Source organism: Paenibacillus sp. JJ-223 (genome assembly GCF_927798175.1).
Classification (GTDB): Bacteria; Bacillota; Bacilli; order Paenibacillales; family Paenibacillaceae; genus Paenibacillus; species Paenibacillus hubeiensis.
On the sequence record NZ_CAKMMP010000015.1, the window covers coordinates 42554 to 65457 of the forward strand.

Genomic DNA, 22904 nt, shown 5'->3' on the forward strand with positions numbered 1-22904 from the left:
GATGATCGCATGAACGAACGTTACCGGGTCATCGTGGCGGGATGCGGGGCCATGTCGGGCACCTGGGTCGACTATGCCATGCAAAGGCCGGATACGGCCATCGTCGGACTGGTGGACCTTCAGCCGCAGCAGGCGGCTGCGCTTGCAGGGCGGCACGGGCTGGACTGCCCCACGTTCACCGATATCAACGAAGCCATTGCAGCTACGGGAGCCAATATCGTCTTCGACGTGACGATACCGTCGAGCCACTATAACATTGCCAAGACTGCCTTGCGGCAAGGCTGCCACGTGTTCGGCGAGAAACCGTTGGCCGAAACCATCCCCGAGTGCCGGGATATCGTGCGCCTCTCCGGCGAAACGGGACAGCTGCAAGCCGTCATGCAGAATCGGCGCTTCGATCCGCGCATACGGGCGTATCGCAGCCTGATCGCGGACGGCACGATCGGCAAGGTTGGTTATGCCGGGGCCGACTTCTTTCTCGGGCCGCATTTTGGCGGCTTCCGTGAAATCATGGACAGCCCGCTGCTGCTGGACATGGCCATTCACACCTTCGATCAGGCCCGGTTCATTCTCGGCGCCGATCCGGTGTCGGTCTACTGCCATGAATTCAACCCTCCCGGTTCGTGGTATAAGGGCCATGCCATGGCCTTATGCATTTTTGAAATGTCCGACGGCTCGGTGTTCAATTACCGCGGTTCATGGTGTGCCGAAGGCGCGCCCACATCGTGGGAAGCATCCTGGCGGGTTATCGGGGAAAAAGGGTCGGCCATCTGGAACGGACACGACGAGATTTACGCAGAATCTGTTGTAACGGAACGTTTGGACGAGAACGGGAAACTGACCTTTTTCCAGCCTGCCGAACGAATTGAAGGCGTGATTCCTGCCATGGACAAAACCGGACACCACGGCTGTCTGGAAGATATGTTCGACGCGCTCGAAACCGGACGTTTGCCGGAAACGCATTGCAGCGACAACCAGTACAGCATGGCCATGGTGCTCGGCTCTCTGGAAAGCGCACGCATCGGGCAAAAGGTATGGATTGCTGACCTGCTCGGCAGCGTATAGGCATAGATTTTCAATACAATAAAGAACAGGCCCTTTCAGCGGATTCACCGCGATGTGGGCCTGTTTTATCGCAGCTATAAAATCCCCTTATCCATTGCCTTGCGCACAAGCTGGGCAAACAGGCTGTTCGACCAGGCAAACCACGGTCTCGTAAACGTGGACGGATCATCCGCAGCAAAACCTTCATGCATGTACCCGGTTCCTGCGTCGGTGCTTTCCAGCACTCCGATCATCTCCAGCATTTCTTCGTCAGTCTCTGCCGTAAGCCCCTGCATGGACAGTGCCATGTGCCAGATATAACCCTCGGGGGTATGCGGGCTGCCGATGCCTTTGGCTGCTTTCCCTTCGAAATAAAACGGATTGTCCTTGCTGAGGATGAACCGCCGCGTATTCCGATAAACGGGATCGTCCGCCTGCACGTATCCGAAATACGGAATGGACATCAATCCGGGCGTGCCCGCATCATCCATCAGGCAATAGTTGCCGTAGCCGTCGGTCTCATAAGCATAGATTTTGCCATATACCGGATGGTTGTAGGTGCCGTACAGCGCGATGCCATGCCGGATCTCCTCCTCCAAGGATGCCATCCTCCCCACAAGCCGTTCATCCCGGAATACCCATCTTGCGATTTCTCCCATCTGTTTCAACGTTACGGCGGCAAACATGTTGGCCGGAATATTGTAGTGAAAATCGCACGCATCGTCGCTTGCGCGAAAGCCCGACCAGATCATTCCGGTATAATTGACCGGCATGCCGAGCCCTTCATTGCGCAGTGTATCATGCGCAGGACAATTGCGCCGCATGAAACGATAGGGCGACCGTTCCGCATGCCGCTGCTCGGTTTGCCACAGCTTTACCGTCATTTCCATCACCCGTTTGAAGCGTTCGTCGAAGATGTCCGTCAATTCCGTTTCCCGCCAATACGCATATGCGAGCCGCATCGAAAAACAGAGGGAATCCAGCTCAAACTTCCGCTCCCATACCCATGGGGACATTTCAGTCTCATCGTTGGCATCCCAGTGCCAGCCGTTTGCCGTTTCGTTGAACGCGTTGGCATACGGATCGATCTCGGCATAAAACATATGCCGTTTGACCAAGCCGCCAATGATGCGCTGCAGCTGGGCATCCTTTTTGGCAAACGGGACGTAGTGCATCACCTGCTCCACCGAGTCGCGCAGCCACATCGCGGGAATGTCCCCCGTAATGACAAACGTTGTGCCGTCGTCCAGCAGCTTCGTCGTCGTTTCCAGCGTGTTCGGAAAACAGTTGCGAAATTGCTGGAGCAATCGCGGCCTGTCCCGCAACCGCTCTTCCGCTTGAGTCAAAACATCTTGTACGGCCTGCGGCAGCTCCAGCCGCGGCATGGCAATCTGCGGTAATCTGAACTGTTCCATCGATATCGTCTCCCTTGGGATGAATTAGGTTGGATTTTTAGGTGGAGCGGATGTATATTGTTATTTTTGTTATGCTAAATTATAATAACGTTATTATATTTGTAATGTACTATGGATGTACACGTCCGTCAATTGTTCATGCCGTTCACATCACTTTCTTCGATGAAGGAGCCTTGCCATGTCACGAAAAATTTCCATCCAAACGCTGGCCGACCAGCTCGGACTGTCCAAATATGCGGTATCCCGTGCCCTCGGCGGCAAATCGGGAGTCAGCGAAGAAACGCGCGCACGTGTGCTCGAATTAGCCCGAACGCTCGGATATCGCCAACACACGCCAGGCATTACGTCTACGCTGATAGCCAATGCTGGAGCAGACCCTCACAGGCCACCGAGCCCGCTGTTTGCCCTGATCTGCATGAACCAATCCAATCTCAGCGAGCCGCATTATTGGCAGCGCGTGCTGTCCGGCATGATATCTGCCTGCGATGAACGAGGATGGCATCATGCTATCGTTTCGCCTTCACTGTCTGCCGATGATGACCGCCTACCGCCGGAGCAAGCCCTCGCTCCGCATCTCGACTGGGCGCATTGCGCAGGGATCGTTGTCATGGGTGCATTCCCGCATACCGTGATGAAGCGGCTGTCGAAAACGGGACGCCCCCTCATTCTGGTGGATCACCATGATCCGCTCCTGAACTGCGACACCGTCAGCCATGACAACCTGGAGGCGGGCATGACCGCCGCACAATACCTGCTGTCCGTCCGCTGCCAACGAATCGGGCTGATCACCGACGACGGCCGGGCCACCAGCTTTGCCCAGCGCAGAATGGGCATGGAGCTGATGGTCAAGCAGGCGCAAGCACAAGATGGCGTGACCGCAGCGCTGCGCGAATGGAGCATTCCTTATGAGCACGGTGATTGGCTTGAACAGTTGGCCCACGAGTTTCGCCGGCTGCCTGAAGCAGAGCGCCCGGACGCCTGGGTTGGCGTCAATGACGACATTGCGATGCGATGGATACGCAAACTGCAGGACATGGGCTTCTCCGTGCCAGGCGATTGCCGTGTGCTCGGCATCGACAACGTACACGCGGCCGCCTCTGCGATTCCCCCCCTGACAACGGTTCACCTGTGCAAGGAAGAGCTGGGGCAGCGTGCAATCGAATCGCTGCAGCGCCGCATGGAGCGGCCCGGTTCGCCGAGGGAAACGATTATGCTGTCCACCAACCTGATCCCAAGGGACTCCGCGTAGCTTCTAGCATACGGGCTCGGCTCGGGGGTATGGGTACTTGCCGTATGCTGAACCTTCAACAACAAAAAAGAGCGAAATTCTCCCGGACAACAGTGCCGGAAGCTTTCGCTCCTTTGTCTCTACATCTCCATTTTGACTCTTACGAACCTCACACATCTTATTCGGGCCATTTTGGAAAATTGAATTTCTTACGAACGTCAGACACCTTATTGTGGCCATTTGAGCGCCAGGAACTTCATTTTCACGCCAATAGCGTGTCTGTGATTCGCAAGAAATTTCTTTCCCTGAAAATTCGTTTAATAACGTGCGTCAGGTTCTTTAAAGCCTGATCCGTTTCACGCGCAAAGCTTCTCAGACACTGCCCTAACGCATTCGGAGCATCGTTATCTATCAATCTACACAATTCAATCCCCGGCAGACATCGTCATGATCCGATCTCATTGATTCAACCAAGGCAGATGCTCCGATGAAGGAAGCTCCACCTCCCAATCGACGTCTTGATAATCATGAGTCTCCAAGGTGCGCTTCAAGGTCAGTTTGGTGCCTTTGTTTTGAGAAAATCCCCGAATAACGTACTTCAGATTCGCCGAAACAAATTTTCCACCATATTCAGAAGCAGTAGAGGTTCCGGCGATTTCCACTGGGTATTGCTCGCCATGCTCGTCTACTGCGACCCAGTGATCAGCTTGTGCTTCTTTCTGCCAGAACGAGCCTGAACCTTCAAGAATTAGATCCCCCTTATCATCGAATACACTTATCGGCTGGTTACCAGATACCCGGACGTGACCATACCCATAGTCGCTCAGTACCAGCTCATCCCCAGACTGTTCAAATTTCGCCGGCTGCTCGCGGATCCGGTCCAAATCAATCGCTAATGATTGCTCATCTTTGACAGGCAAGGTGTACCCGTCCAGTACGAAACGAATCGGTCCCGCGCCTAATGTGACGAATTCGGGGTCCCACATTTCCGACAGCTTCAGCACGCCGCCATTCCCGCTCAGTCCGGTCGTATCGCGAAGGCTGTATTTTGCCTTACGAGCACCACTTCGGCTGCCGTTGAATATTCGATATTCCTGGGTAGCCGGGATCTCCAGATGGTACAGAATCTCCACTTGGTTTTCCCAACCCTCTCCCACCTTGGCAAGAAGCTTATCGTTCAGGCTTATATCCAGATCAAGACGTGTTCCGGTTGGCGTTTGCAGCAACTGCTTCATTTGCAAACGAAGGCCTTCCGGCGTCACATAGCTTTCGTTCATTGCCTTCTGCACGGCATATGTTTTGGCTTTGGCCAGATCGATTCCAAATTGAAAGCTCCAATCGACATAGGCCGTTTCATCGGTATACGTTCGGCTCTTCGCATCATATACATTGCCTACATTAAGGTGATTCAGTTCCCCTCGCACCACAATCCGATCCGGAACGTCATCATGCAGCTGAAAAACAAACTGCCTGTACTTCCAGCTTTGTATATTCACCTCTACTTCGGAGACTACGGATTCTCCCTTCTCATCCGTGATGTGGATCCTGCTGGGGTCAGGTGTAATATCAATGGGCCCGCTTCCATCCGGTACAGACCCCTGAAGTGTCAGCACAATCCGTGAACGATCCACCAGCACTTCTTCGATTTGCAGCGTATAACCCTGATCCTCAATCCGGATATTCGGATTAACGACCAGTCCGAGCGGTTGCAGGCGCTTATAATCATTGACCAGATTGTTGATCCTGAATTCATCCGGTACCGGTATATCCGGGAGTGGCGGATTTACCGCATTGATCGTACTTCTCGCAGCTGGCTGCTGCTGCACCCACTCCCAAGCAAACCACGCTCCACCAACCAGCAGCAGCAGCGCCGCAGCAGAAACGGCTGCACGTTTCATCCTTTTTCCGGGAAGCTTGATCTGCGCTCCAATCGAATTCCCTTGCTCCTTTTTATCGATGGATATCGCATCCAGCTTCTCCATGACGCGCAGCGTAAACTCCGAATCCGGCTGTTCATGAAACAAAACACGCTCCCATTGCCGGTCCTCTTCACTTGGAATAGGCTTCATATATCGATAAACCTCCCTTGCGGTCCATTTGTTTTCTAAGAGCTTTTTTGCCACGATACAGCGCATTGCGCACCTGGAGCTGGTTCATGCCCGTAATGCGTGCGATTTCCTCATAACTCAGCTCATTCGTGTACTTCAGCAATAATACGAGGCGATACGCTTCCGGCAATCGATCGAGCTGCTGCACGATCTCGCGTTTCATCTCCTGCTGCAGCACCGTTTTTTCCGGCGTTCCCTCCTCGGCAGCCTCCACCAGTTCCAGGGTATCTGCGCCCATAACGGGTTTCTGCTGCCGCATGAAATCGCGCATCCGATTCACCGCAATCGTGTAGATCCAGGCCGAAAAGCTCGAGCCTTCCCGCCGGGTCGCCAAATACCGGTAAACACGGATAAACACATCCTGCGCCAAATCCTGCGCATCTTGATGGCTCGCGCCCATTCCGCGCAAAAGGCCAAACACTTTATTTTTGTACCGGTCCACAATTATGGCAAACAGCTGCTTCTCCCCCGCCACAATGCGCCGAACCAGCTCATCCTCCGAGATTTCAGGCATATGCTGTGTCATTGTATCCCCCTTCTCTACAGCGTCCATGCATGGTTCTGTACTCTATAGACGTCCTCTCCCCCTAAAACTTCTCACTTTGGCAAAAAAAAGAATTCACCCTTTCCCGCAAAAGTGCGTTTGGGGTGAATTCGAAAGACTGATGCCGCTTGCTATTCGCTTCCTATTTCCCGGCCACAAACTCGCTAAGCTGTGCATAAATGGCCACGATTTCATCCATGGACATGCGTACCAGCCCGCTGGAGGAAGGAGCAACAAATTCATGGATTTCCGGGACGACCGGGTCGTCCTGAAATCCCCAATCCGTTTTTCCGCGTTTGCTGTACTGGGCGTATACGCCTTTGCCAACGAAGCAGGCCACTTGCGGCCGGTATTCCTCCAGCTTTTGTTTCAAAATGAGGCGTCCCTCCGCATACTCCTCACGCGTGATATCCTCTACACCTCTCGTGGGACGGGCCACGATATTTGTGAATCCATAGCCCAGCTTGAGCAAATCTCCGTCCTCTTCCGGTGCATACAGACGCGGAGTCAAGCCCGAACGTTCGAGAATGCGCCAGAAACGATTTCCTTTATAAGCGTAATGATGGCCCGTTTCTCCAGACGTCAGGCTTGGATTAAAACCGATGAACAGAATGGACAAGCCATAATCGAGATGGTCCGGAATAGCCATAAATTACCCTCCGTTTCATTTTTCAAATTGCGTCCTCGGATATATGCATGAAGTGATATAATGAGTAAAGTGTTTTTCGAAACCGGATTGAATCCCCATGAAAAAGGAAGCTGAACTCGATGATTTTTGACATCATACTGGAAGTCGTCCTGCCCGTCTTTCTCCTGATCGGAGTCGGGTCCTGGATGCAAAAGATCTTTAAGCTCGACTTGTACACCCTCGCCAAAATCAACTTTTACTGCATCACTCCCGCCGCCGTATTCATGAGCATGTACCATTCCGACATGTCGGGCGAGCTGCTCGGGACGGTTACGCTGTTTTACGCCATTTACGTCATCGTTCTATATGTTCTCGGGTCAGCAGTCTCCCGGGCGCTCAAACTGAATAAAGGCATGAAAGCCGCCTTCAACAACAGCATCATGCTGGACAATGCAGGCAATTACGGGCTGCCGATCAATGCACTCGTGTTCCGCGGCGATCCGCTGGCCTCTTCCATACAGGCTCTCGTCATGTCGCTGCAATCGCTGCTCACCTTTACGTTCGGCGTTCTGTCGATCCAAGGGGCCAAGCTCAAAGGCAATTACCGCGCGGTCATCATCGGCTTTCTGAAAATGCCCGTGCCTTATGCGCTGCTGCTCGGCCTTCTATTCCAGATGTGGCATGTTCCGCTGCCGACCTTCCTGTCCATGCCGCTCACGTACGCGCAGCAAAGCATGGTCGCCGTCGCGCTGCTGACGCTGGGTGCCCAGATCGTCAAATATCCGATCAGGCTGTATCGCCTTGATGTGTATATTAGCACATTTTTGCGCCTCTTGATCGGTCCGGCCATCGGCATCTCCATCGTGCTGCTCCTGGGTATGCAAGGCGTCGCCGCCCAGGCGCTGATCATCGCTTCCGGCATGCCGACCGGCGTCAACGCCTCCATTTTGGCGGAGGAATATGACAACGAACCGGATTTCGCGGCTCAGACCGTGCTGATCTCCACCCTGCTGAACATCATCACGATTACTGCGCTGATCTCGTTTGCAAGAACGTTCTGAGCATACGGATTCCACTACGATCCTCCTTTCATAGATCTAAACCAAAAACGTTCAACCCAAAAACCTGTCCGGTATTTAAAAGCCGGACAGGTTTTTGGGTTGAGTATTGCAAGTATGCATCCAGATCGCTGAATCTTCGATTAACGAGCTTCTTCTTGATAGGCTGCCGCTTCTATTTTATAGTTGCCGGCCTTGTTAAACACCACTTTGAATGTAGTATCCATGGACGGGCTGGTCACTGTGGCTAATTTGTTGGAGCTGGCGTAGAACACTCCGTTTTGTGTAAAACCATTCAATTTTACTGCCTCATTATTGATCATTTGATACACAGTCACATCGTCATTCGTTTCCACATAGGTATTATCTTCTGTTCTGGTGATGTTGAACTCGTAACGAATATTGTCATAATTTTGGCTCACGGTGGCACGCAGCGTCAGTTCTTTCTCTTCTCCTGCGTTTACCTCTTGAGTCGGGAGTACATTGACTTCAGCGCCGCTCGAGTTGATCCAGCTCAGCATGTATGTAGGTTCTTCCGGAGCATTTACCTTGAACGTAGCGGTGATCTCGTTGGAAAGAGTGATGTATGGCGCTGCTCCCGCATAGGCGGGGGCAACCATGGTAAACAGGGCGGAAGACAACAACAACGCTTTTATGAATGCAGGGGTTTTCATTGGATTTGATCTCCTTTTTCATGATTTGACGGTGAATTCGATGTTCACACGGTATATGATTTGAATCGGTACTCACCTTTAAGAAGGAACTTTTATGGCTACAACTTTGATCACATACTCGCCAGCAGTGTTGAATTTCAGATTATACTTGAAGTCTTGGCCTGGCGTAGAAATCGAAGGGTAAAAATCAGAGAAAATCACCAGATCTCCGATGCCATTCACACTTCCTGTTTCAGCATTTCCAAGGGAACCTTCAACGTACTCGGCCAGTTCCACGTCACCATTCTGCATGGTTGTACCGTCGGTACGAGTTATGGTGAACTTCAATTCAACGTTTGTATAAACTTGAGAGGTGATCGCGCGAACGGTTACATTCCTGCTGTCCCCGCTATTAACAGTTTGAGGCGAAAGTGTGTCCAACAATTCATCATCGCCGACCCATTTCAGCACAAAGCTAGGTGTCACGGGTTTGACCGTGAATGTGGCCGAAACCGTATTGGACACCTTTTGGGATGAAGCAGCATACGTAGGGGCAGCCATCATTAATAATGCCGAGGAAAGCAACAAAACCTTTACAAATCTGGTCGTTTTCATTGAATTAACACTCCTTTAGTATTCATGATGTTCATGCTTAACGGCAGTAATCTTCACGCTGTAGGTGCCCGGTTCGCCAAATTCCACTTGAAGGGACAACGTTTCCTTGGAAGTCGTCGGAGAATCGTCTGTTTTGGTAAGCAGCCAGCCGTTCCCCAGCTTCTCGTACTCATACCCTTCCGCACGAATAAACTTCGCTTGACTGGAAGGTTCGCCGTTCTCATCCGTCCATTGGAACAGGTAGCTTATATGCTCAACGTTGTTGGCCACTTCAAGGAGAGGCTCCGATGTGAAAGTGATGGTCTTGGCTTCGCCTGGCGTTGTCACAACGATGTTGGAGTTCTCGTTCCCGATCGTCAGCTTCAACGGCAGCCTGACATCCAGCTTCAGCTGAGCCTTCTCCGCTACCCCTTCCACCTTGCCCGAAAATACGTATACTCCCGGCACTTTGATGTGAACCGCACCATCCGTAATTTGCACGCCTTCAGGCGCGGTCCAGGCCACTGTCCGGTTTACCGTCGTGTTGCCGTCCAAACGCACGGACACTTGAGCAGGAAGCACGTACGCTTTGTCGACCTCTTGTATTTTGTTAATCGTTGGGATTACCGGGGCCGAGGAATTGCTATCGCTCCCGGAACTGCTGCTTCCAGAACTGCTACTGGTCCCCGATCCGCCGGAAGCAGCGGTTTGCGTTTCCCGGGGTTGTCCATTAATGAGCTGAATTTTGCCCTGGTTAATGCCATAATCCTTGACCAGGTTCGGCACAAGCCGTTTGTCCGGAACGATAATGTCGTTAATCTCGCCGGTTTCTTTCAACACGATCGAAGATCCGTCAACGGCAGTCTGGCTCACCGTCAAAGATTGAATTAAAGAATTTCCTGTCAAGCTCAGCTGGGAAGCCGTGGCAAGCTCCAGTTGATTCGACGTCACGTCGTGCAGCTCCAATGACGTTTTAGGTGCTCCGCCGGCGACGATTTTGCCGGCAACGGTCAAATGCTGGAGCTTGATGTGGTCTCCCAAAATCGTGATATTGCCGGAAACGCGGAGACCGCCGCCATCGAGGGTCAAATTGCTTTTGGAGGCAGGCACGGTCAAATCCACGATCTCCTGAATCTTGAAACCGGAGGTCAGCTTTACCTTTAATGTCGAACCGGAAAGCAGCTCTGTGTTGCCTGCGGTAAAGAGTGCCTTCATGTCATCCGTCACCGGATATTGGAAGGCACCGATGCGAACGATGCTTTCGTTTACGAACGTCAGCTCCAATTCACGGTTTTGCGGTTCCTGAAGGGCATCCATCAAACGAGTCAAAAAGACCGCGATTTCTTGCCGTTCCGTCGGTTTGTTCAAATCCAGCTTGCGGCCGTCCCCTTGCAGCAACCCAAGCTCCAGAGACGTTTCAATGCTTTGTTTACGCTCGGGAGAGCTTACTTCACCTTCAGGCAGCGCAGTCTTTCCTTCTCCCCTCGCTCCGGTTGCTTGGACAAAAATCGACAGCAGCTCTTCCCGGGTAACGACGTCCGTAGGACGAAAAGGCTCATCGGGACGCCCCATCAATCCCTGGTTCAGCACACGCTGAATGCTGTCGGCAGACCAACTGGACGGACGAACGTCCGAAGGCAATGTTACCGACGATGCACTCGCTGGAAGCTGCAGCGCGCGCACAAGCAGTTCGGCCACTTCCTGGCGGGTAATCGGTTTGCGCGGTTTGTACGTTCCGTCATCGTATCCGTGGGTAATGCCTTTTTCATTCAAATAGGCAATCGAATCCAATGACCAATTGGATGCCTGATGGATGTCGGAAAAGAGCAGATCCGACGCTTGCGCGGAAGCAAAAGGCGCCTGAAGCTGACTGAGCAGGGTGACGCTGAGCGTCGTACGCAGAAGCCACTTGTTCACAAATATTGTCTCCCTTCGACAACAGATCGGAGGTTCATGAAGGTCATTCCTACTATTCAGCAGGATGACAGATCAATGAAAACACTACCTTAGTCCTGAATTTTATTAGTTCAATAACCCCACTTTAACAAACCCGCTCTAAACAAATTCCAAACATGCGTAAAAACGCAAAAAAGTTCACATGTAACCCTCGAAGGATCCATGTGAACTTCTCATGATCGTGTACAAAAAACATGGCAGCTGCAAGGAAGTGATCGCCCTGCCGCAAAGAATCAGGACTCAAACGTCGTTCGATCGGGAAAATTCCCGCCTTCCCTAAACAAATACCGAACCAGCCGCTGCGCTGCCCGATTGAAATAAAAGCTTGAATTGACGCCCTCGACCCGGACCGGCTCCAATTCCTTGACGCTTTCTTTGATCTTATTCATTTCGATAAGTCCCATCTTGCGCTCATCCGGCCCGAATCGATAAATAACCTTCTCATCGTCCTCCGCCTGTTTGACCAGCAGAATCATGGATGCCATGCAGGTTACCCCCTATCGTTACTAACTGAGATTTCAATAAAAACATGCTTATTATCATTATCTCCCAGATCAGGGGGTAATCATATAGGGCTTTGGTTCGTTTGGGTATCCGGAATATCCCGGTCTCGCCTTTCTACAACCGGACCAACGTCCCTATGATTGGATGGCGATCCGTTCTCTGGAACGGTTTCCTTATAAACAATCGCTCAACATGAATCCATTCATCCTGCCGTCCGCCTTAAGAAATCAACCACGAATAACGGCTGCGATGGGTGTACACCTCCTCGGCATGAACAATCGCGGGAATGACATCTCCCCCTTTGTACAAAATCCGGTCCGCAAGCCTCTCTACGGGAACATGGTACGAAATTCGCAGCGCTCGGATCAGCATCGGTTCCAATAGCGCAACAAAGCAATTCAAACGGTGAAATTCCGCAAACTGTACGGCGGCCGACAACAGTTCGGCAACATAAGGCCCGCGGTGCGAGGATAATACGGCCAGCTTGTCAATTTCGGCAACCGCCCCGGAACCATTGGCGATCAGCGGATGATCTTGGAAATCACATATTTCATTGATATAACTTTCTCGGGAAAAGGGCTTGATTTCCGCCGTCCCGACGTAGCGTCCCTCCTCCGTGATGACAACATATCTTTCCAGAAATTGTTTCGAGTATTCCAGTTCATACCCTTTCTCGGCCCAAACCGTAGTCCAGATCCCATTAAACATGACCAGTTCCAACTCGTTTTCCACCACTTTGAACATCGTTTTCCCTTCCTCTCTCGCGCCAAATCAACGAATATAACCAGGTTTATCCGACGATGAAGACCTTTGAACAACGGGAATCAATCTCAAAAAAACAGTGATTATCAAACAGCATTCCGGAAAATCATCACATGAAGAAAAAGGCAAGCTTGCAAGGCCCCTTTCCCATAAACTTGCCTGCATCCGCTACAATCGCGGATCGATCCGCTCGGATTCGAGCGCCAGCGCTGCCAATATACACTCGTGAATGCGTTCTACAGGCTCACGGCGAACAAAGCGGTCGATCGCTTCCATGCCCAGCGCACTTTCCATCAGCGCATGACGCTCCTTTCTGGACGTTCTTCGTTTGCGAAGACGTTCCAGATTCTCGGGGGCCAGGTAATCCATGCCATAGATGATGTGCAGGTATGAACGCCCCCTTACTTTGATCGCAGGCTGGAGCATTTTGTCGCCGTTCCACGCACGGAACCTGTCCGGCTTGATCACGATTCCCTCATGCCCCTCTGCCGTCATTTCCTCCCACCAGCGGACAGCTTCCTCTTCCTCGGCTTCGTTCGTAATGACGCGATACTCCGTCTCTCCGATCAGCGAAGACATTCCGGCCAGTTCGCGTCCCTGCTCCATATGCCACTCGTGCGACTTGTCCCAGAACGTTCCGGTGCTATGCGCTAACACATGAAATGGAGCTATTGCAATATCGTTTAGACCCTGCACGTCCCAACAGTATTTCTGGAACACGTCACGGAACAGCCCCGCATTTTCGCGTTTTCTCTCCGTTTCCCGGAGCCAGTCTTCCACATGCCGGCCGGCAGCCAGCGCTTTGCCCAACTGATCCAGCAATACGTCCCGATCCATCATCGCCGCCTCGGCCACATGGGCATACTGGGACGAAATTAACTCACGCGCTTTCAGGTTCCATGGCACGATTTCGGCATCCAGCAGCACAAACTCGGTGGAATGCCGTTCAAAGTAACCGTTCGCCCGAAGATCCGCATGCAATCGGGACAGCACCTCGCGTTCCGTCTCCGGGTCGAAGAACGATCTGCCTGACCTCGTCACGATATTGCCCAGCATCGGCCTTCCCACCCATTGCAGCCCTGCCGCTTCATCCCGGAATAGAAGGAGCACTGCCCGGCTGCCCATATGTTTTTTCTCGGCTACCATGCGGGTCACTCCCTGTGCCCGGTAATACTGAAATGCGTCGCGTGGATGCTCCAGATACCCATCGACGGAGCAGGTTCCGGGCGGCGGGCTCATCGTAGGCGGCACATACACCAATTCTTCGAGCGGTACGGTAAAATGCGAGAACGTATCGATCGCGGCTCTCGCCTGCTCCCCGTTAATGGAGACATTCATCCGCGAGCCCGTCTGAACCGCGAAGCCTTCCGTGAACTTGCGCAGATTCGGCGCGGTGAACCGCCGCCGTTCCCAGCGCCGCAGCGGGCTGTCCGGGTCCCCCGCGTAATCCTGCCGCGCGGGAACGCTGACGGCTTGCCGCTCAGGCATCCTCCATGCGGTCAGCATGCCGCCGAATACCACGCCCTGATCGATGTTCACCGTATCGTTCACGATGGTGGGGTAAGGCCTCGGATCATGACCCCACACGATGCACTCGCCGGATTTGTGGTCCACGTACCAATCCTTGCGCACCGGCCGACCCGCAGCGTCCGTACCCTCCACGTCGCCGTACCGGCAGTAATCCTGGATGCGTGCCGACTGTTTGCCGATAAAGTGATCCCGAATGCCTGCGTGAGCAACAACCACTTGCCTGATGCCGTTTCGAGTGAATACGAGATGCGAGGGAGCCTCCTGCAAAAAATGCTTCAATGCGTCTTTGAATTGGCGAGCCGCTTCTTCGCCGCGCTCTTCTTCAAACCGACGCAATTCCTGCTCGACCAATTCGTCGCCATGGCCAAGCGTGACGTTGCGCCCATCCAGATAACGCGCGATCTTCCAGCCATGGTTGCTGTCCACCATGTAAGCAAGTCCTGCGGCACAGTGTCGGTGCCAGAACATCAGGCTGGCAAGAGACTTTGGTCCACGACTCGTAACATCGCCTACCGAGACCAGCTTGCGGCCTTCCGGATGGCGAAACAGCCCATCCCCGTCGCGATTTACATAACCAAGCTTTTCGATCAGCTCCATCATTTCGTCGTAACAGCCGTGGATGTCGCCAATGATATCGATTCCTGTGCCGATGTCGACCATCAACGGGTTCTCTCCCCGGACAAACGCAATATCGTCCGGCTGCTTCAAGACATACACCGCATCAAAGCCGTCTTCGCGAACTCCGCGCTGCGTGCGTTTGAATTGCTGCACCTGCTGCTTGACCCGTTGGCGTCCGCGCGGATGTTCCCTTCCGGCATCACGCGCCAGCAATTCCTGTTCCGGAATGTCCAGCACAACGGCAATAACCGGCACATGCGCCTTGCGGGCAATATCCACCAAGCGTTGACGGTCCTCCGGATACAGATGCGTGGCATCGATCCACGTCAGCTTGTTCAAACGGCAGCGCATGCCGACAAGCGACTCCAGTGCTTCAAACGCCTTCGCCGATACTTGCTGATATTCCGCATAAATGACGTCGGCTTCACTGCGCGGACGGTTCCGCCAATCCACGTATTCGTCGTCTCCGATCAGCATGCGGAACTGGTCGGAAGATACCGCCTCGGTAGACAGAAGGGCACCTTCGGCAACGAGCCGCCGCAGCAGCGTCGTTTTGCCGCTGCCCGATGGCCCGACCAGCACGACGATGCCCGCATGCGGCATGCGAACCACGCGGTGATGTGCCCTACCCACTGATTTTGCGTCAGCTTGATCCTTGTTTGTATCTTTGCCTGTCCCTCTTTCCTTCTTCAGGACATCTGTGTTCCGATCCTCTTTCATGCGTTCCGCTCCTTTCCTTGCGTGAAGATCACCAACTGTGTCGGTTGCCCGAAACCGGCTGCTTCTTCCCCGATTCCCCGGATGTCGTAGGTGTAGCCGCTATGCTGCGTCCATGCCTTGCAGCGTTCGGCCAGTTCAGCCCGGCTCCACTCGAATCGGTGATCGTGATGCCGCATGCTCCCCTGCTCCATTTCGTAGACAGCGTTATACTCTCGATTCGGCGTTGTTACGATAAGCGCTTTAGGCCGATAATCATGCAAGAGCATCTCCATGATGCCGCTAAGGCGATACTCCTCGACATGCTCGATGACTTCACACAATATCATGACGTCCTGGTCTTGCAGTTGTTCGTCAAAATAAAACAGGGATCCAATCACGGCCTCCGGCAAAGCGACGACATCCCTGCGCTCCTCCAGCTTCGCAAAGCGTTCCATGGCTCGCAGGCGGGACTGTCCGGAAGGTTCCACGGCCAGAATGGATTCCACGCCGGCCATATAGGCCAGCCGCGCAGACAGCTTGCCTTCCCCGGCACCCATGTCCACGATGCGCTTGCGTGCCGGAAGCTCGGCCACCATATCGACAATCGTCCGGTATCGCAGCTCGTTCAAGCGAACGGGCCGCTCTTGGGGTGATTCCATGTCCGGGCTTTCCATGTCTGGGCCTTCCTCCTCCTGCTCTACTGCACGCACTGCCGAAATTGGCCCGGCAACTCGTTCATACTGCCGGATCAGATCGGTGAACCTCAACGTGCGGCGCACGATCAGTTCCTTCAACGGATGTTCGTCCAACCACCCGCTGCCGTATCGTCTCAGCTTATCGATTTCGTCCTCTCCGATGAAATAGTGCTTGTAATCGTCCAACACCGGGATCAGTACGAACAACTGGCGCAGGGCATTCTGTACCGTCGCTTTCCCGCGCAGGGAAATGCGGCGCACCGTGCTTCTTTTTTTCAACTCGAACGCATAGGATAACTCGCCGCGCTCCACGGACACCTCATACCCGACATGGGAAAACAAGGCTTCCACCACGTTATCCGGCAGATCCGAGGCAACCGGGCCAAAGGTCAGCTCCAGGTCAAACGGATGCTCCACCCACTGCAGATAAGGCTCCTTCGGTTTGCCGTTTAATGCAGTTCCGAGTGCAGAGCGAATGTAGGAGCAAAACAAGCTGCTCGTCACAAACTCCCGGTCATTGATATATTGCGTGATATCGTAGCCTTCCGGCGTGCCTTTAACCAAATCCACCGGGTCCGGCTCGGCATGAATCAACACTTCTGTATCGTTTTCTTCGTCCCTGGTATACACCATTCTGACGCGAACGCCTTTGTCCGTCCGATCATAGACGTTCTGCGGATGTTTGGCGAGCAAATGCGAAACGGCACCCGCGCCGTCTCCGCTAGCCCTGATCATGAGATGCATTCAAATTGGCCTCCTTGCCATAAATTGATATACCACTCGAATTTACTCCGATGCTGCCCATACCTCATCCAGCGCGGCACGGAAGATGCGATCCAGCTCGGCCACATCGACGACCGTTTCATGGGCCATGGCGGCTGCACGCTGTTCATACCACGCGATCCGTTCCTTCAGAAAGGAGTGAATGGCCGGCAGCTGGGGTTCCAGATCAAGTTCGTCGCCGGATTTCTTTCGCCGCAACAACTCTGTAATTTCGGAGTATAAAAGCGTGTCTGCCGGAATCAACTCTTCTACGAGCTGCCCAAATTCCATCGGCGGCATCGTATTGTGGCGTTCGATCCAACCGCAGGCCAGCAATGGCCGCAGCACGTAAAAATACTTTTTGATCTTGACGCGTTCGCCCTGCAAGTAATCGCGAAAATTCCCTTTGGCCATGTTCAGGTAATGGTACATGCATGACTTTGGCGAAAAGGTAAGCGGCGACAACCCACGAATACGTTCGGCTACGCTATACCGTTCATCGTATTGGATCGGGGATTGCAGCCATTCCAGCAGCGGCGGGTTTGACTTGCGGAACAGTTTCAACGCTTTGCGCAAATCCCAGCCATTGATGTCGAGCTGATCGCTGATCGGAACTTCGATCACATCTCTTTGTTCTTCGATAGAGAGATACCATTCCAAAGGCCTAACGTATAAGAAACGCACATCGTAGTCGCTGTCCTGCGAGGGAAAACCCCATGCACGACTGCCTGATTCGCAAGCATAGATGATTTTCACCTGCTCGTCCCGTTCGATTCGCTCCAGTTCCTGCCGTATCGTGTGTTTCATCTCATCTTGAATGTTCATGTTCATCTTGTTCAACTCCTTCCGCACCATGGTTCGTGCTTCAATGGTTCGTGCTTCAATGGTTCATCGTTCACTGGCTCTTCCTCTTCATTATGCCTCGCGTGCGCGTGAGGGAACATGGCGAAAGTATGGCGAGATGTCCGTTAAATGCATCTATATAAACTGTAAAAACATACACACGTTAACGAAGAGGCAGAACCAATCTGAAGAAGCGAAGCGTTCGCCTTTATCACCGGATTTTTCCCTTAGAAAAGGGGGATTCAAAAAAATCTGGGGATAACAGCGATCGGAAGATGGTACTGCACTCGTAGTGGCCTAGTGTGATTGATTAATGCAGTTTCAATATTTCCAATATGGGCACTCCTTCATGAAACATGCCGGGAAGCCTGTTACAATAGAGGATACACATCTGACAACAGCAGCAAACAGGCAACGTCGGGCATTCGGGTCGGCCCCACCCGACATCAGCCATTGGGGAGTGAAACGCATGGCCAAAGAAAGCTTTGACAAGGAAATCCAGTTTCTTCGCATGCTCTCGCTGACAAGCGGGGCTTACAGCCGCAAGCAATACGCAGAGAGACTTGGAATATCTATACATACGTTCGACAAAACGACCCGCCGTTTAAAGGAAATCGTGCAAACCGTCGCAGAGCAGCAAAGCGCGCCTGAACAAGGAGTCGAAATAGCAGACCTCATCCGGTTCCAATACGGGGATTCCGCAGAGCCTCTGTTGCTGTTTCTGTACCGGGCCAAATCGATGAAAGAAACCGAGGTACAGCGCTTATCCGTTATTTTGCATGCCCTTCAGGATGAACCGCTTACTGCCATGGAGCTGCTGGATGCTTGCTGCGAGGGAATGCCTGAAGACATGGCGCTGCCCGACGAAAAAACGATCCGTTCCGACCTGAAATACCTGGAAGAAGTCGGGGTTATTCGCAAGCAGCCCGGCGGCAGGCCGTATCGCTACAAGCTGGAACAGGACGCGCTGACGGAACTGACGGCAGAGGAACAACTGGAGCTGTACGATTTTGTGGATATTATGGCGAATACTCAGGTTCCGTCGGTACAGGGCTACCTGCTGCGCGACAGTCTCAAAAAGGCCATTGCCGCGAGTTATCCGCAAGAAGCGATGGACCCGTTCATTTACAAGTATCATTATTACTCGCGCATTCTCGACGAAGCCCATTTGTATCCTCTCCTTTCTGCCATCCGGGAGCGCAAAAGGGTACAGTTCATATACTACTCGCCCAAAAAACCGTCCAGTTACAGCTCGCAGAATACAAATCCGTTGTTCGAGCGCGAATCGGGCGGGCGGCTCAATCGCATCATCCCGCTGGAGATTGTATACGACCACCAGTACGGACGATGGTATGTCATCGGCTATCAGGGAAGACGCAGATTCGTCAAATTCCGGATGGAAGGCATTACCCAACTGGAGGAACAGGATGACATCGAGGAAAAATACATGAGTCGACTGAAGCAGGAATGGGCAGAACTTAGCCGCTATAGCTGGCTTGTGGACACGGGCCAACCGGTGACGGTAAAGGTACGTTTCTTCCATCCTTTGCACAATGAACGCAATTTCATACTGGATCGCGTTCGGCTGCAAGGACAATGGGGAACGATCACGCCGGAAACGGACGAATCTTTCCTCTACGAAATCCAGGTCAACGGCACAACGGAAATCAAGCCATGGCTGCGCAGCTTCGGTTCCAGCTGCGAAGTGCTGGAGCCGCGCAGGCTGCGGCAGGAAATGATCCAGGAATGGAAGGAGATTGCGGCGTATTATGAACCTGTTCGAGAAAATGTTCAATTACCAGATGATGACGAAGCTGAATGAAACCGGACTGTTTACCTGGACGGCGCAGGAACGCGCCTGGCTTCGCATGATGCTGGATCACCCGTCGGCGCAAGGCGCGCTGACCCCGCAGACACGCGAGAAGCTGGTGCACATGCTGGACGGGGAGCAAGACATGCACCTTGGCGAGTATTTGACCGAAAAAGCAAAAAGCGAGGAAGCCAGCGTCCATCATCCGCTGTTGAAACCGCTGCGCGAGATGCTGCTGAAGCGGCAGGGCTTCCGGCTGACAGGCCGGGTGCGTCACGGGCGCGTCAGCCATGATCAGCTGGGATACCCGTATCGCCTCGAATATTCCATGGTCAAAAAGGAATGGTATGTCCTGTGGTACGCTCCGCGTTATCGCAAACTGATGGCTACCAAACTGCACAGCATCGTGGCCATAGAGCCCGTGGAGTTGAAGCCTGAAGATATCGGCCGCTACAACAGGCAGATTGCCCTGTTGACCGACCGCCGAAAAACAAGCATCACCATTGAAGTGCTGCCTGAATACAACCCCGAATTGTCGCGTATTCTGTACGCCTTCTCCTGCTTCGAGAAACAAGTCACGTACGATGAGCCTACACAAACTTATCGGATTGAGCTTAGCGTGCCTCGCGGCGAAATCGATTATGTCCTATCCAAAATGCGCTTTCTGGGCAAACGCGTACGCATCATCGAGGATGAGGTCTTACGTGGACGCATGTCTGAAACGGCAGCCAAAGTATTGGCTCGGTATGCCGAAAGTGACATGGAGGAGATCGGCAATGAAAAGGATAGGAAATCCAGGGGCATGAACAACAGCTCCATTGAAAAAAAGGAAATCAGCGGCAGCGTTTAGCATATCCTTGGGAAGGCTCAGCCCGCTCTCCATACCGAAAGGAAAACATGCCAAAAAGCCCTGCTCTATGCCAGGGCTTTTCTTCATGGCCGCTCCGTAAATACGCTATGATGCTACGTACTGCTGCTGGATGCGGCCGAGTTACGTCTTTTGTTGATAGCATGTACGCCCATGACTACGGCGACCAATTCATAGCTATCGAGCTGATCGGATGTATTGCTTAGCATAAAAGCGCCCGAACTGAACCATCCACTCGTTCGCTGAAAGCGCGCAACCACGCTTCCATCCGTGCCCGCGATCTCGTAATCCTGGGAAAATGCAGGCGCACTCACTTCGTATATGCCGCGCTGCCCGGCATCGTATTCGTACTTTTTGCTGAAGAAGCTGAATCTGGCCCTCAGCACGCCGAGCGGGTACCCATCCGCGCGATCGATCTCCCATCGGTTACTGAGCATGCGGAATTTCCCGCTGCACGCCAGGCCGGATCGGTCGTAAACATCCAGCGATGAACCCCATGCGCTTTTCAGATCCAGATAACCGGCCTGTTCCTGTGCATGATTCATGATCTCCGTATAACCGGCATTGAAGAAGTTATCCCTGAAGTAAAGTTCCATGATCCCCCTCCTTATGCGACAAAATTAACATTTCTGCCAAAAAAGACAATATATCATTTTTTACGTATAAGAGAGGGAATGGTTTCATTCACTCAGGCTTCCACCCTCCGATGGTTAAGATAAACCGTCACACCCACAAAGATGGCAGCCAACGCCGCTTCAAAGACGATATGGCCCCACACCATCGAATCCCAGCCAAAATTCGTGGAGACAATGGAAATTTCGCTGCTGCTTTCCGTTACAACGAAAACGTCCATCGGATTGATCCGTCCCGAGAAAATGATGTTATCCAGCCACGAAACCACGTTGGTTAACACGAAAAACGCAAGAATGCCGATCCAAGGGCCGGTTTTCCAGCGGAACGCCCCTGCAATGGAAATGGACAGGAAAATCGTAATGGCCATGAACATCGCGACCCACCAAGCAAAAAGGATAATCGAGGCCACCTTCGAAGGCCCAAATCCCATCATTTCAATAAAGTAGCCGAGGCCTGGCGTACCGTGCGCTGCTTTATAAATATAGAAATGAATGGCGGCCAAACCAAGCAAAACCAGTCCGCATATCGTGCCGAACAACAACGGTGACAGGACGTGGGACAATCCATGTACCGGTACAAGCCTTCGACTGTACGATCTCAGGTTGGACAGATAGGTGCGGATGACTTTGATGAAGATGGCTACGCCCACGCCAACATAACTGAATACCGCCAAAATCTCCTGCTGCGCTGGGAAGAAAAGCGCCATGGCAACCTGAATCGCGGCCAATACCACGAGCGAGGCAAGCAACCTGTTGAGGTTTTTTCTAAAATCGTATTTCAGCAATGTCATCATTCCGCATATACCTCCTTGAACATGTCATCCACGCTTTTCCCGTGCTGGAGACGAAGTGTCTCTACCTCTTCCTTCATTAACATTTCGCCTTCACGTATAAATACAACCTCATCGAAGATCCGTTCGATATCACTGACAAGGTGCGTCGATATGATCAGACTGCTATCTTCGTCGTAGAACTTGACGATGGCATCCAGTATTTTGCCACGGGCCACCGGGTCCACGCCTGCGATCGGCTCATCGAGCAAGTAAAGATGTGCTTTTCGGGAAAGCGCCAAGGTCAGCTGCAGGCGTTCATTCATGCCTTTGGACAGATTGCGTACCCGTTCCCCGGCATCAAGCTTCATGAAAGCAAGCATTTCACGGGCCTTTGCTTCATCAAAATCCGGAAAGAAATCCCGGAAATAAGCCACGGCATCACGCACCTTCATCCAGCTTTCGGTCAAGGGCCGATCCGGCATAAACGACACCAAGGTTTTCGTTTCCAGTCCAACGGGCCTGCCGTTGATCTCAATCGTTCCGCTGCTCGGATGCAGCAGACCTGCAGCCAGCTTCATCAGCGTACTTTTGCCGCTGCCATTGCTGCCCAACAAACCGACGATCTTGCCGGGTTCAATGCGCAGCGAAACATCGCGAAGCGCCCTTTTGCTGCCATAGTTTTTGCTGACATTGCTTAGTTCAAGAATGCTGCTCATGTCCAGTTCCTCCCTTTCCCTGCTGCCCTTCGGCAACGGCGTCCGCCACAATGGCCACAATATCCCGATCTTCGATGCCAAGCTCCTGCATGCCGGTCAGGAACCGCTCCAACAGTTCGCCGGCCATCTCTTTTTTGATCGTCATGATTTTCGCCTCCTCGCTAGTCACGTATCTGCCCAGTCCGCGCCTGGTTTCCACCACTTCTTCCCGCTCAAGCTCCTGGAACGTGCGCTGCACGGTATTGGGATTAATCTGCAATTCCGCCGCAAGCTCGCGGACCGAAGGAATCTTGTCGCCGGCCTTGAGTTTTCCGGTCACGATTTGTTTTTTGATATGCTGCATAATCTGCAAATAAATCGGCAAGTTATTGTCAAATTCCATAGCCATATCGTGTCTCTCCTTTCTGTAACAGTGTGTTAGTTACATAGTACACTGGTATTCTATTACTGTAAAGCCCATTTTC

The 22904-nt window shown here is 52.7% G+C and carries 21 protein-coding genes; 5 read left to right on the plus strand and 16 right to left on the minus strand.

Features of this window, described 5'->3' with window-relative positions; genetic code table 11:
- Positions 1-9: 9 nt before the first annotated feature.
- Positions 10-1065, plus strand: a complete 1056-nt coding sequence (locus tag L6H98_RS23670; RefSeq protein ID WP_236420147.1) for a Gfo/Idh/MocA family oxidoreductase — start codon at positions 10-12, stop codon at positions 1063-1065.
- 74 nt (positions 1066-1139) lie between these two features.
- Here L6H98_RS23670 and L6H98_RS23675 read toward each other — a convergent pair whose 3' ends face one another.
- Positions 1140-2459: a glycoside hydrolase family 125 protein gene (locus tag L6H98_RS23675; protein ID WP_236420148.1), complete on the minus strand. Its 1320-nt coding sequence runs from the start codon at positions 2457-2459 to the stop codon at positions 1140-1142.
- A 178-nt stretch (positions 2460-2637) separates the two neighbouring features.
- Here L6H98_RS23675 and L6H98_RS23680 point away from each other — a divergent pair, with 178 nt between their 5' ends.
- A complete protein-coding gene (locus L6H98_RS23680; RefSeq protein WP_236420149.1) occupies positions 2638-3708 on the plus strand; it encodes a LacI family DNA-binding transcriptional regulator in 1071 nt (356 codons plus the stop codon).
- Between the two features lie 437 nt (positions 3709-4145).
- Here L6H98_RS23680 and L6H98_RS23685 read toward each other — a convergent pair whose 3' ends face one another.
- From L6H98_RS23685 to L6H98_RS23695, 3 genes are all read right to left on the minus strand, one after another.
- Positions 4146-5756 (minus strand): hypothetical protein, encoded by a 1611-nt coding sequence (locus tag L6H98_RS23685; RefSeq protein ID WP_236420150.1) that lies wholly within the window; start codon positions 5754-5756, stop codon positions 4146-4148.
- Positions 5737-6321 (minus strand): sigma-70 family RNA polymerase sigma factor, encoded by a 585-nt coding sequence (locus L6H98_RS23690; RefSeq protein WP_236420151.1) that lies wholly within the window; start codon positions 6319-6321, stop codon positions 5737-5739. Before L6H98_RS23690 ends, L6H98_RS23685 begins: the two co-directional genes overlap by 20 nt.
- A gap of 160 nt (positions 6322-6481) precedes the next feature.
- Complete coding sequence (locus L6H98_RS23695; RefSeq protein ID WP_236420152.1) at positions 6482-6988, minus strand: mismatch-specific DNA-glycosylase; 507 nt, start codon at positions 6986-6988, stop codon at positions 6482-6484.
- A gap of 119 nt (positions 6989-7107) precedes the next feature.
- On the opposite strand from L6H98_RS23695, the gene L6H98_RS23700 reads away from it, so the two are divergent.
- Positions 7108-8028 carry an AEC family transporter gene (locus L6H98_RS23700; RefSeq protein ID WP_236420153.1) on the plus strand — a complete coding sequence of 307 codons (921 nt, stop codon included), beginning with the start codon at positions 7108-7110 and terminating at the stop codon, positions 8026-8028.
- 140 nt (positions 8029-8168) lie between these two features.
- Here L6H98_RS23700 and L6H98_RS23705 read toward each other — a convergent pair whose 3' ends face one another.
- From L6H98_RS23705 to L6H98_RS23740, 8 genes are all read right to left on the minus strand, one after another.
- Positions 8169-8699, minus strand: a complete 531-nt coding sequence (locus L6H98_RS23705; RefSeq protein WP_236420154.1) for a hypothetical protein — start codon at positions 8697-8699, stop codon at positions 8169-8171.
- 78 nt (positions 8700-8777) lie between these two features.
- Positions 8778-9293: a hypothetical protein gene (locus tag L6H98_RS23710; RefSeq protein WP_236420155.1), complete on the minus strand. Its 516-nt coding sequence runs from the start codon at positions 9291-9293 to the stop codon at positions 8778-8780.
- A gap of 15 nt (positions 9294-9308) precedes the next feature.
- Positions 9309-11189: an S-layer homology domain-containing protein gene (locus L6H98_RS23715; protein WP_236420156.1), complete on the minus strand. Its 1881-nt coding sequence runs from the start codon at positions 11187-11189 to the stop codon at positions 9309-9311.
- A gap of 272 nt (positions 11190-11461) precedes the next feature.
- On the minus strand, positions 11462-11713 hold the full coding sequence (locus L6H98_RS23720; protein WP_236420157.1) for a hypothetical protein: 252 nt from the start codon (positions 11711-11713) through the stop codon (positions 11462-11464).
- 238 nt (positions 11714-11951) lie between these two features.
- The gene (locus L6H98_RS23725; RefSeq protein WP_236420158.1) at positions 11952-12476 is read right to left on the minus strand and encodes a GNAT family N-acetyltransferase; all 525 of its coding nucleotides are present in this window, start codon (positions 12474-12476) and stop codon (positions 11952-11954) included.
- Positions 12477-12662: 186 nt separating this feature from the next.
- A complete protein-coding gene (locus tag L6H98_RS23730) occupies positions 12663-15245 on the minus strand; it encodes a polynucleotide kinase-phosphatase (protein WP_236420257.1) in 2583 nt (860 codons plus the stop codon).
- 113 nt (positions 15246-15358) lie between these two features.
- Positions 15359-16780 carry a 3' terminal RNA ribose 2'-O-methyltransferase Hen1 gene (locus L6H98_RS23735; RefSeq protein ID WP_236420159.1) on the minus strand — a complete coding sequence of 474 codons (1422 nt, stop codon included), beginning with the start codon at positions 16778-16780 and terminating at the stop codon, positions 15359-15361.
- Between the two features lie 42 nt (positions 16781-16822).
- Positions 16823-17629 carry a nucleotidyltransferase domain-containing protein gene (locus L6H98_RS23740; RefSeq protein ID WP_236420160.1) on the minus strand — a complete coding sequence of 269 codons (807 nt, stop codon included), beginning with the start codon at positions 17627-17629 and terminating at the stop codon, positions 16823-16825.
- A 481-nt stretch (positions 17630-18110) separates the two neighbouring features.
- On the opposite strand from L6H98_RS23740, the gene L6H98_RS23745 reads away from it, so the two are divergent.
- Both L6H98_RS23745 and L6H98_RS23750 read left to right on the plus strand, forming a co-directional pair.
- A complete protein-coding gene (locus L6H98_RS23745) occupies positions 18111-19463 on the plus strand; it encodes a WYL domain-containing transcriptional regulator (RefSeq protein ID WP_236420161.1) in 1353 nt (450 codons plus the stop codon).
- Complete coding sequence (locus L6H98_RS23750; RefSeq protein ID WP_236420162.1) at positions 19411-20301, plus strand: WYL domain-containing protein; 891 nt, start codon at positions 19411-19413, stop codon at positions 20299-20301. Before L6H98_RS23745 ends, L6H98_RS23750 begins: the two co-directional genes overlap by 53 nt.
- Positions 20302-20414: 113 nt before the next feature.
- Here L6H98_RS23750 and L6H98_RS23755 read toward each other — a convergent pair whose 3' ends face one another.
- The 4 genes from L6H98_RS23755 to L6H98_RS23770 all read right to left on the minus strand — a co-directional run bounded on the left by L6H98_RS23755 (position 20415) and on the right by L6H98_RS23770 (position 22828).
- Complete coding sequence (locus L6H98_RS23755; protein WP_236420163.1) at positions 20415-20915, minus strand: hypothetical protein; 501 nt, start codon at positions 20913-20915, stop codon at positions 20415-20417.
- A gap of 92 nt (positions 20916-21007) precedes the next feature.
- Positions 21008-21745, minus strand: a complete 738-nt coding sequence (locus L6H98_RS23760; RefSeq protein WP_236420164.1) for a hypothetical protein — start codon at positions 21743-21745, stop codon at positions 21008-21010.
- The gene (locus tag L6H98_RS23765) at positions 21742-22440 is read right to left on the minus strand and encodes an ABC transporter ATP-binding protein (protein ID WP_236420165.1); all 699 of its coding nucleotides are present in this window, start codon (positions 22438-22440) and stop codon (positions 21742-21744) included. The genes L6H98_RS23760 and L6H98_RS23765 overlap by 4 nt, the downstream gene beginning before the upstream one ends.
- Entirely contained in the window at positions 22424-22828 is a 405-nt protein-coding gene (locus L6H98_RS23770; RefSeq protein WP_236420166.1) for a GntR family transcriptional regulator, read from the minus strand. The genes L6H98_RS23765 and L6H98_RS23770 overlap by 17 nt, the downstream gene beginning before the upstream one ends.
- Between the last annotated feature and the right edge of the window lie 76 nt (positions 22829-22904).

Excerpts from the sequence above, each read along its gene's own strand:
- L6H98_RS23670 (WP_236420147.1), top strand. The coding sequence starts at position 10 with ATGAACGAACGTTACCGGGTCATCGTGGCGGGATGCGGGGCCATGTCG.
- L6H98_RS23675 (WP_236420148.1), bottom strand. The coding sequence starts at position 2,459 with ATGGAACAGTTCAGATTACCGCAGATTGCCATGCCGCGGCTGGAGCTG.
- L6H98_RS23680 (WP_236420149.1), top strand. The coding sequence starts at position 2,638 with ATGTCACGAAAAATTTCCATCCAAACGCTGGCCGACCAGCTCGGACTG.
- L6H98_RS23685 (WP_236420150.1), bottom strand. The coding sequence starts at position 5,756 with ATGAAGCCTATTCCAAGTGAAGAGGACCGGCAATGGGAGCGTGTTTTG.
- L6H98_RS23690 (WP_236420151.1), bottom strand. The coding sequence starts at position 6,321 with ATGACACAGCATATGCCTGAAATCTCGGAGGATGAGCTGGTTCGGCGC.
- L6H98_RS23695 (WP_236420152.1), bottom strand. The coding sequence starts at position 6,988 with ATGGCTATTCCGGACCATCTCGATTATGGCTTGTCCATTCTGTTCATC.
- L6H98_RS23700 (WP_236420153.1), top strand. The coding sequence starts at position 7,108 with ATGATTTTTGACATCATACTGGAAGTCGTCCTGCCCGTCTTTCTCCTG.
- L6H98_RS23705 (WP_236420154.1), bottom strand. The coding sequence starts at position 8,699 with ATGAAAACCCCTGCATTCATAAAAGCGTTGTTGTTGTCTTCCGCCCTG.
- L6H98_RS23710 (WP_236420155.1), bottom strand. The coding sequence starts at position 9,293 with ATGAAAACGACCAGATTTGTAAAGGTTTTGTTGCTTTCCTCGGCATTA.
- L6H98_RS23720 (WP_236420157.1), bottom strand. The coding sequence starts at position 11,713 with ATGGCATCCATGATTCTGCTGGTCAAACAGGCGGAGGACGATGAGAAG.
- L6H98_RS23725 (WP_236420158.1), bottom strand. The coding sequence starts at position 12,476 with ATGTTCAAAGTGGTGGAAAACGAGTTGGAACTGGTCATGTTTAATGGG.
- L6H98_RS23730 (WP_236420257.1), bottom strand. The coding sequence starts at position 15,245 with ATGCCGCATGCGGGCATCGTCGTGCTGGTCGGGCCATCGGGCAGCGGC.
- L6H98_RS23735 (WP_236420159.1), bottom strand. The coding sequence starts at position 16,780 with ATGCATCTCATGATCAGGGCTAGCGGAGACGGCGCGGGTGCCGTTTCG.
- L6H98_RS23740 (WP_236420160.1), bottom strand. The coding sequence starts at position 17,629 with ATGAACATGAACATTCAAGATGAGATGAAACACACGATACGGCAGGAA.
- L6H98_RS23745 (WP_236420161.1), top strand. The coding sequence starts at position 18,111 with ATGGCCAAAGAAAGCTTTGACAAGGAAATCCAGTTTCTTCGCATGCTC.
- L6H98_RS23750 (WP_236420162.1), top strand. The coding sequence starts at position 19,411 with ATGAACCTGTTCGAGAAAATGTTCAATTACCAGATGATGACGAAGCTG.
- L6H98_RS23755 (WP_236420163.1), bottom strand. The coding sequence starts at position 20,915 with ATGGAACTTTACTTCAGGGATAACTTCTTCAATGCCGGTTATACGGAG.
- L6H98_RS23760 (WP_236420164.1), bottom strand. The coding sequence starts at position 21,745 with ATGATGACATTGCTGAAATACGATTTTAGAAAAAACCTCAACAGGTTG.
- L6H98_RS23765 (WP_236420165.1), bottom strand. The coding sequence starts at position 22,440 with ATGAGCAGCATTCTTGAACTAAGCAATGTCAGCAAAAACTATGGCAGC.
- L6H98_RS23770 (WP_236420166.1), bottom strand. The coding sequence starts at position 22,828 with ATGGCTATGGAATTTGACAATAACTTGCCGATTTATTTGCAGATTATG.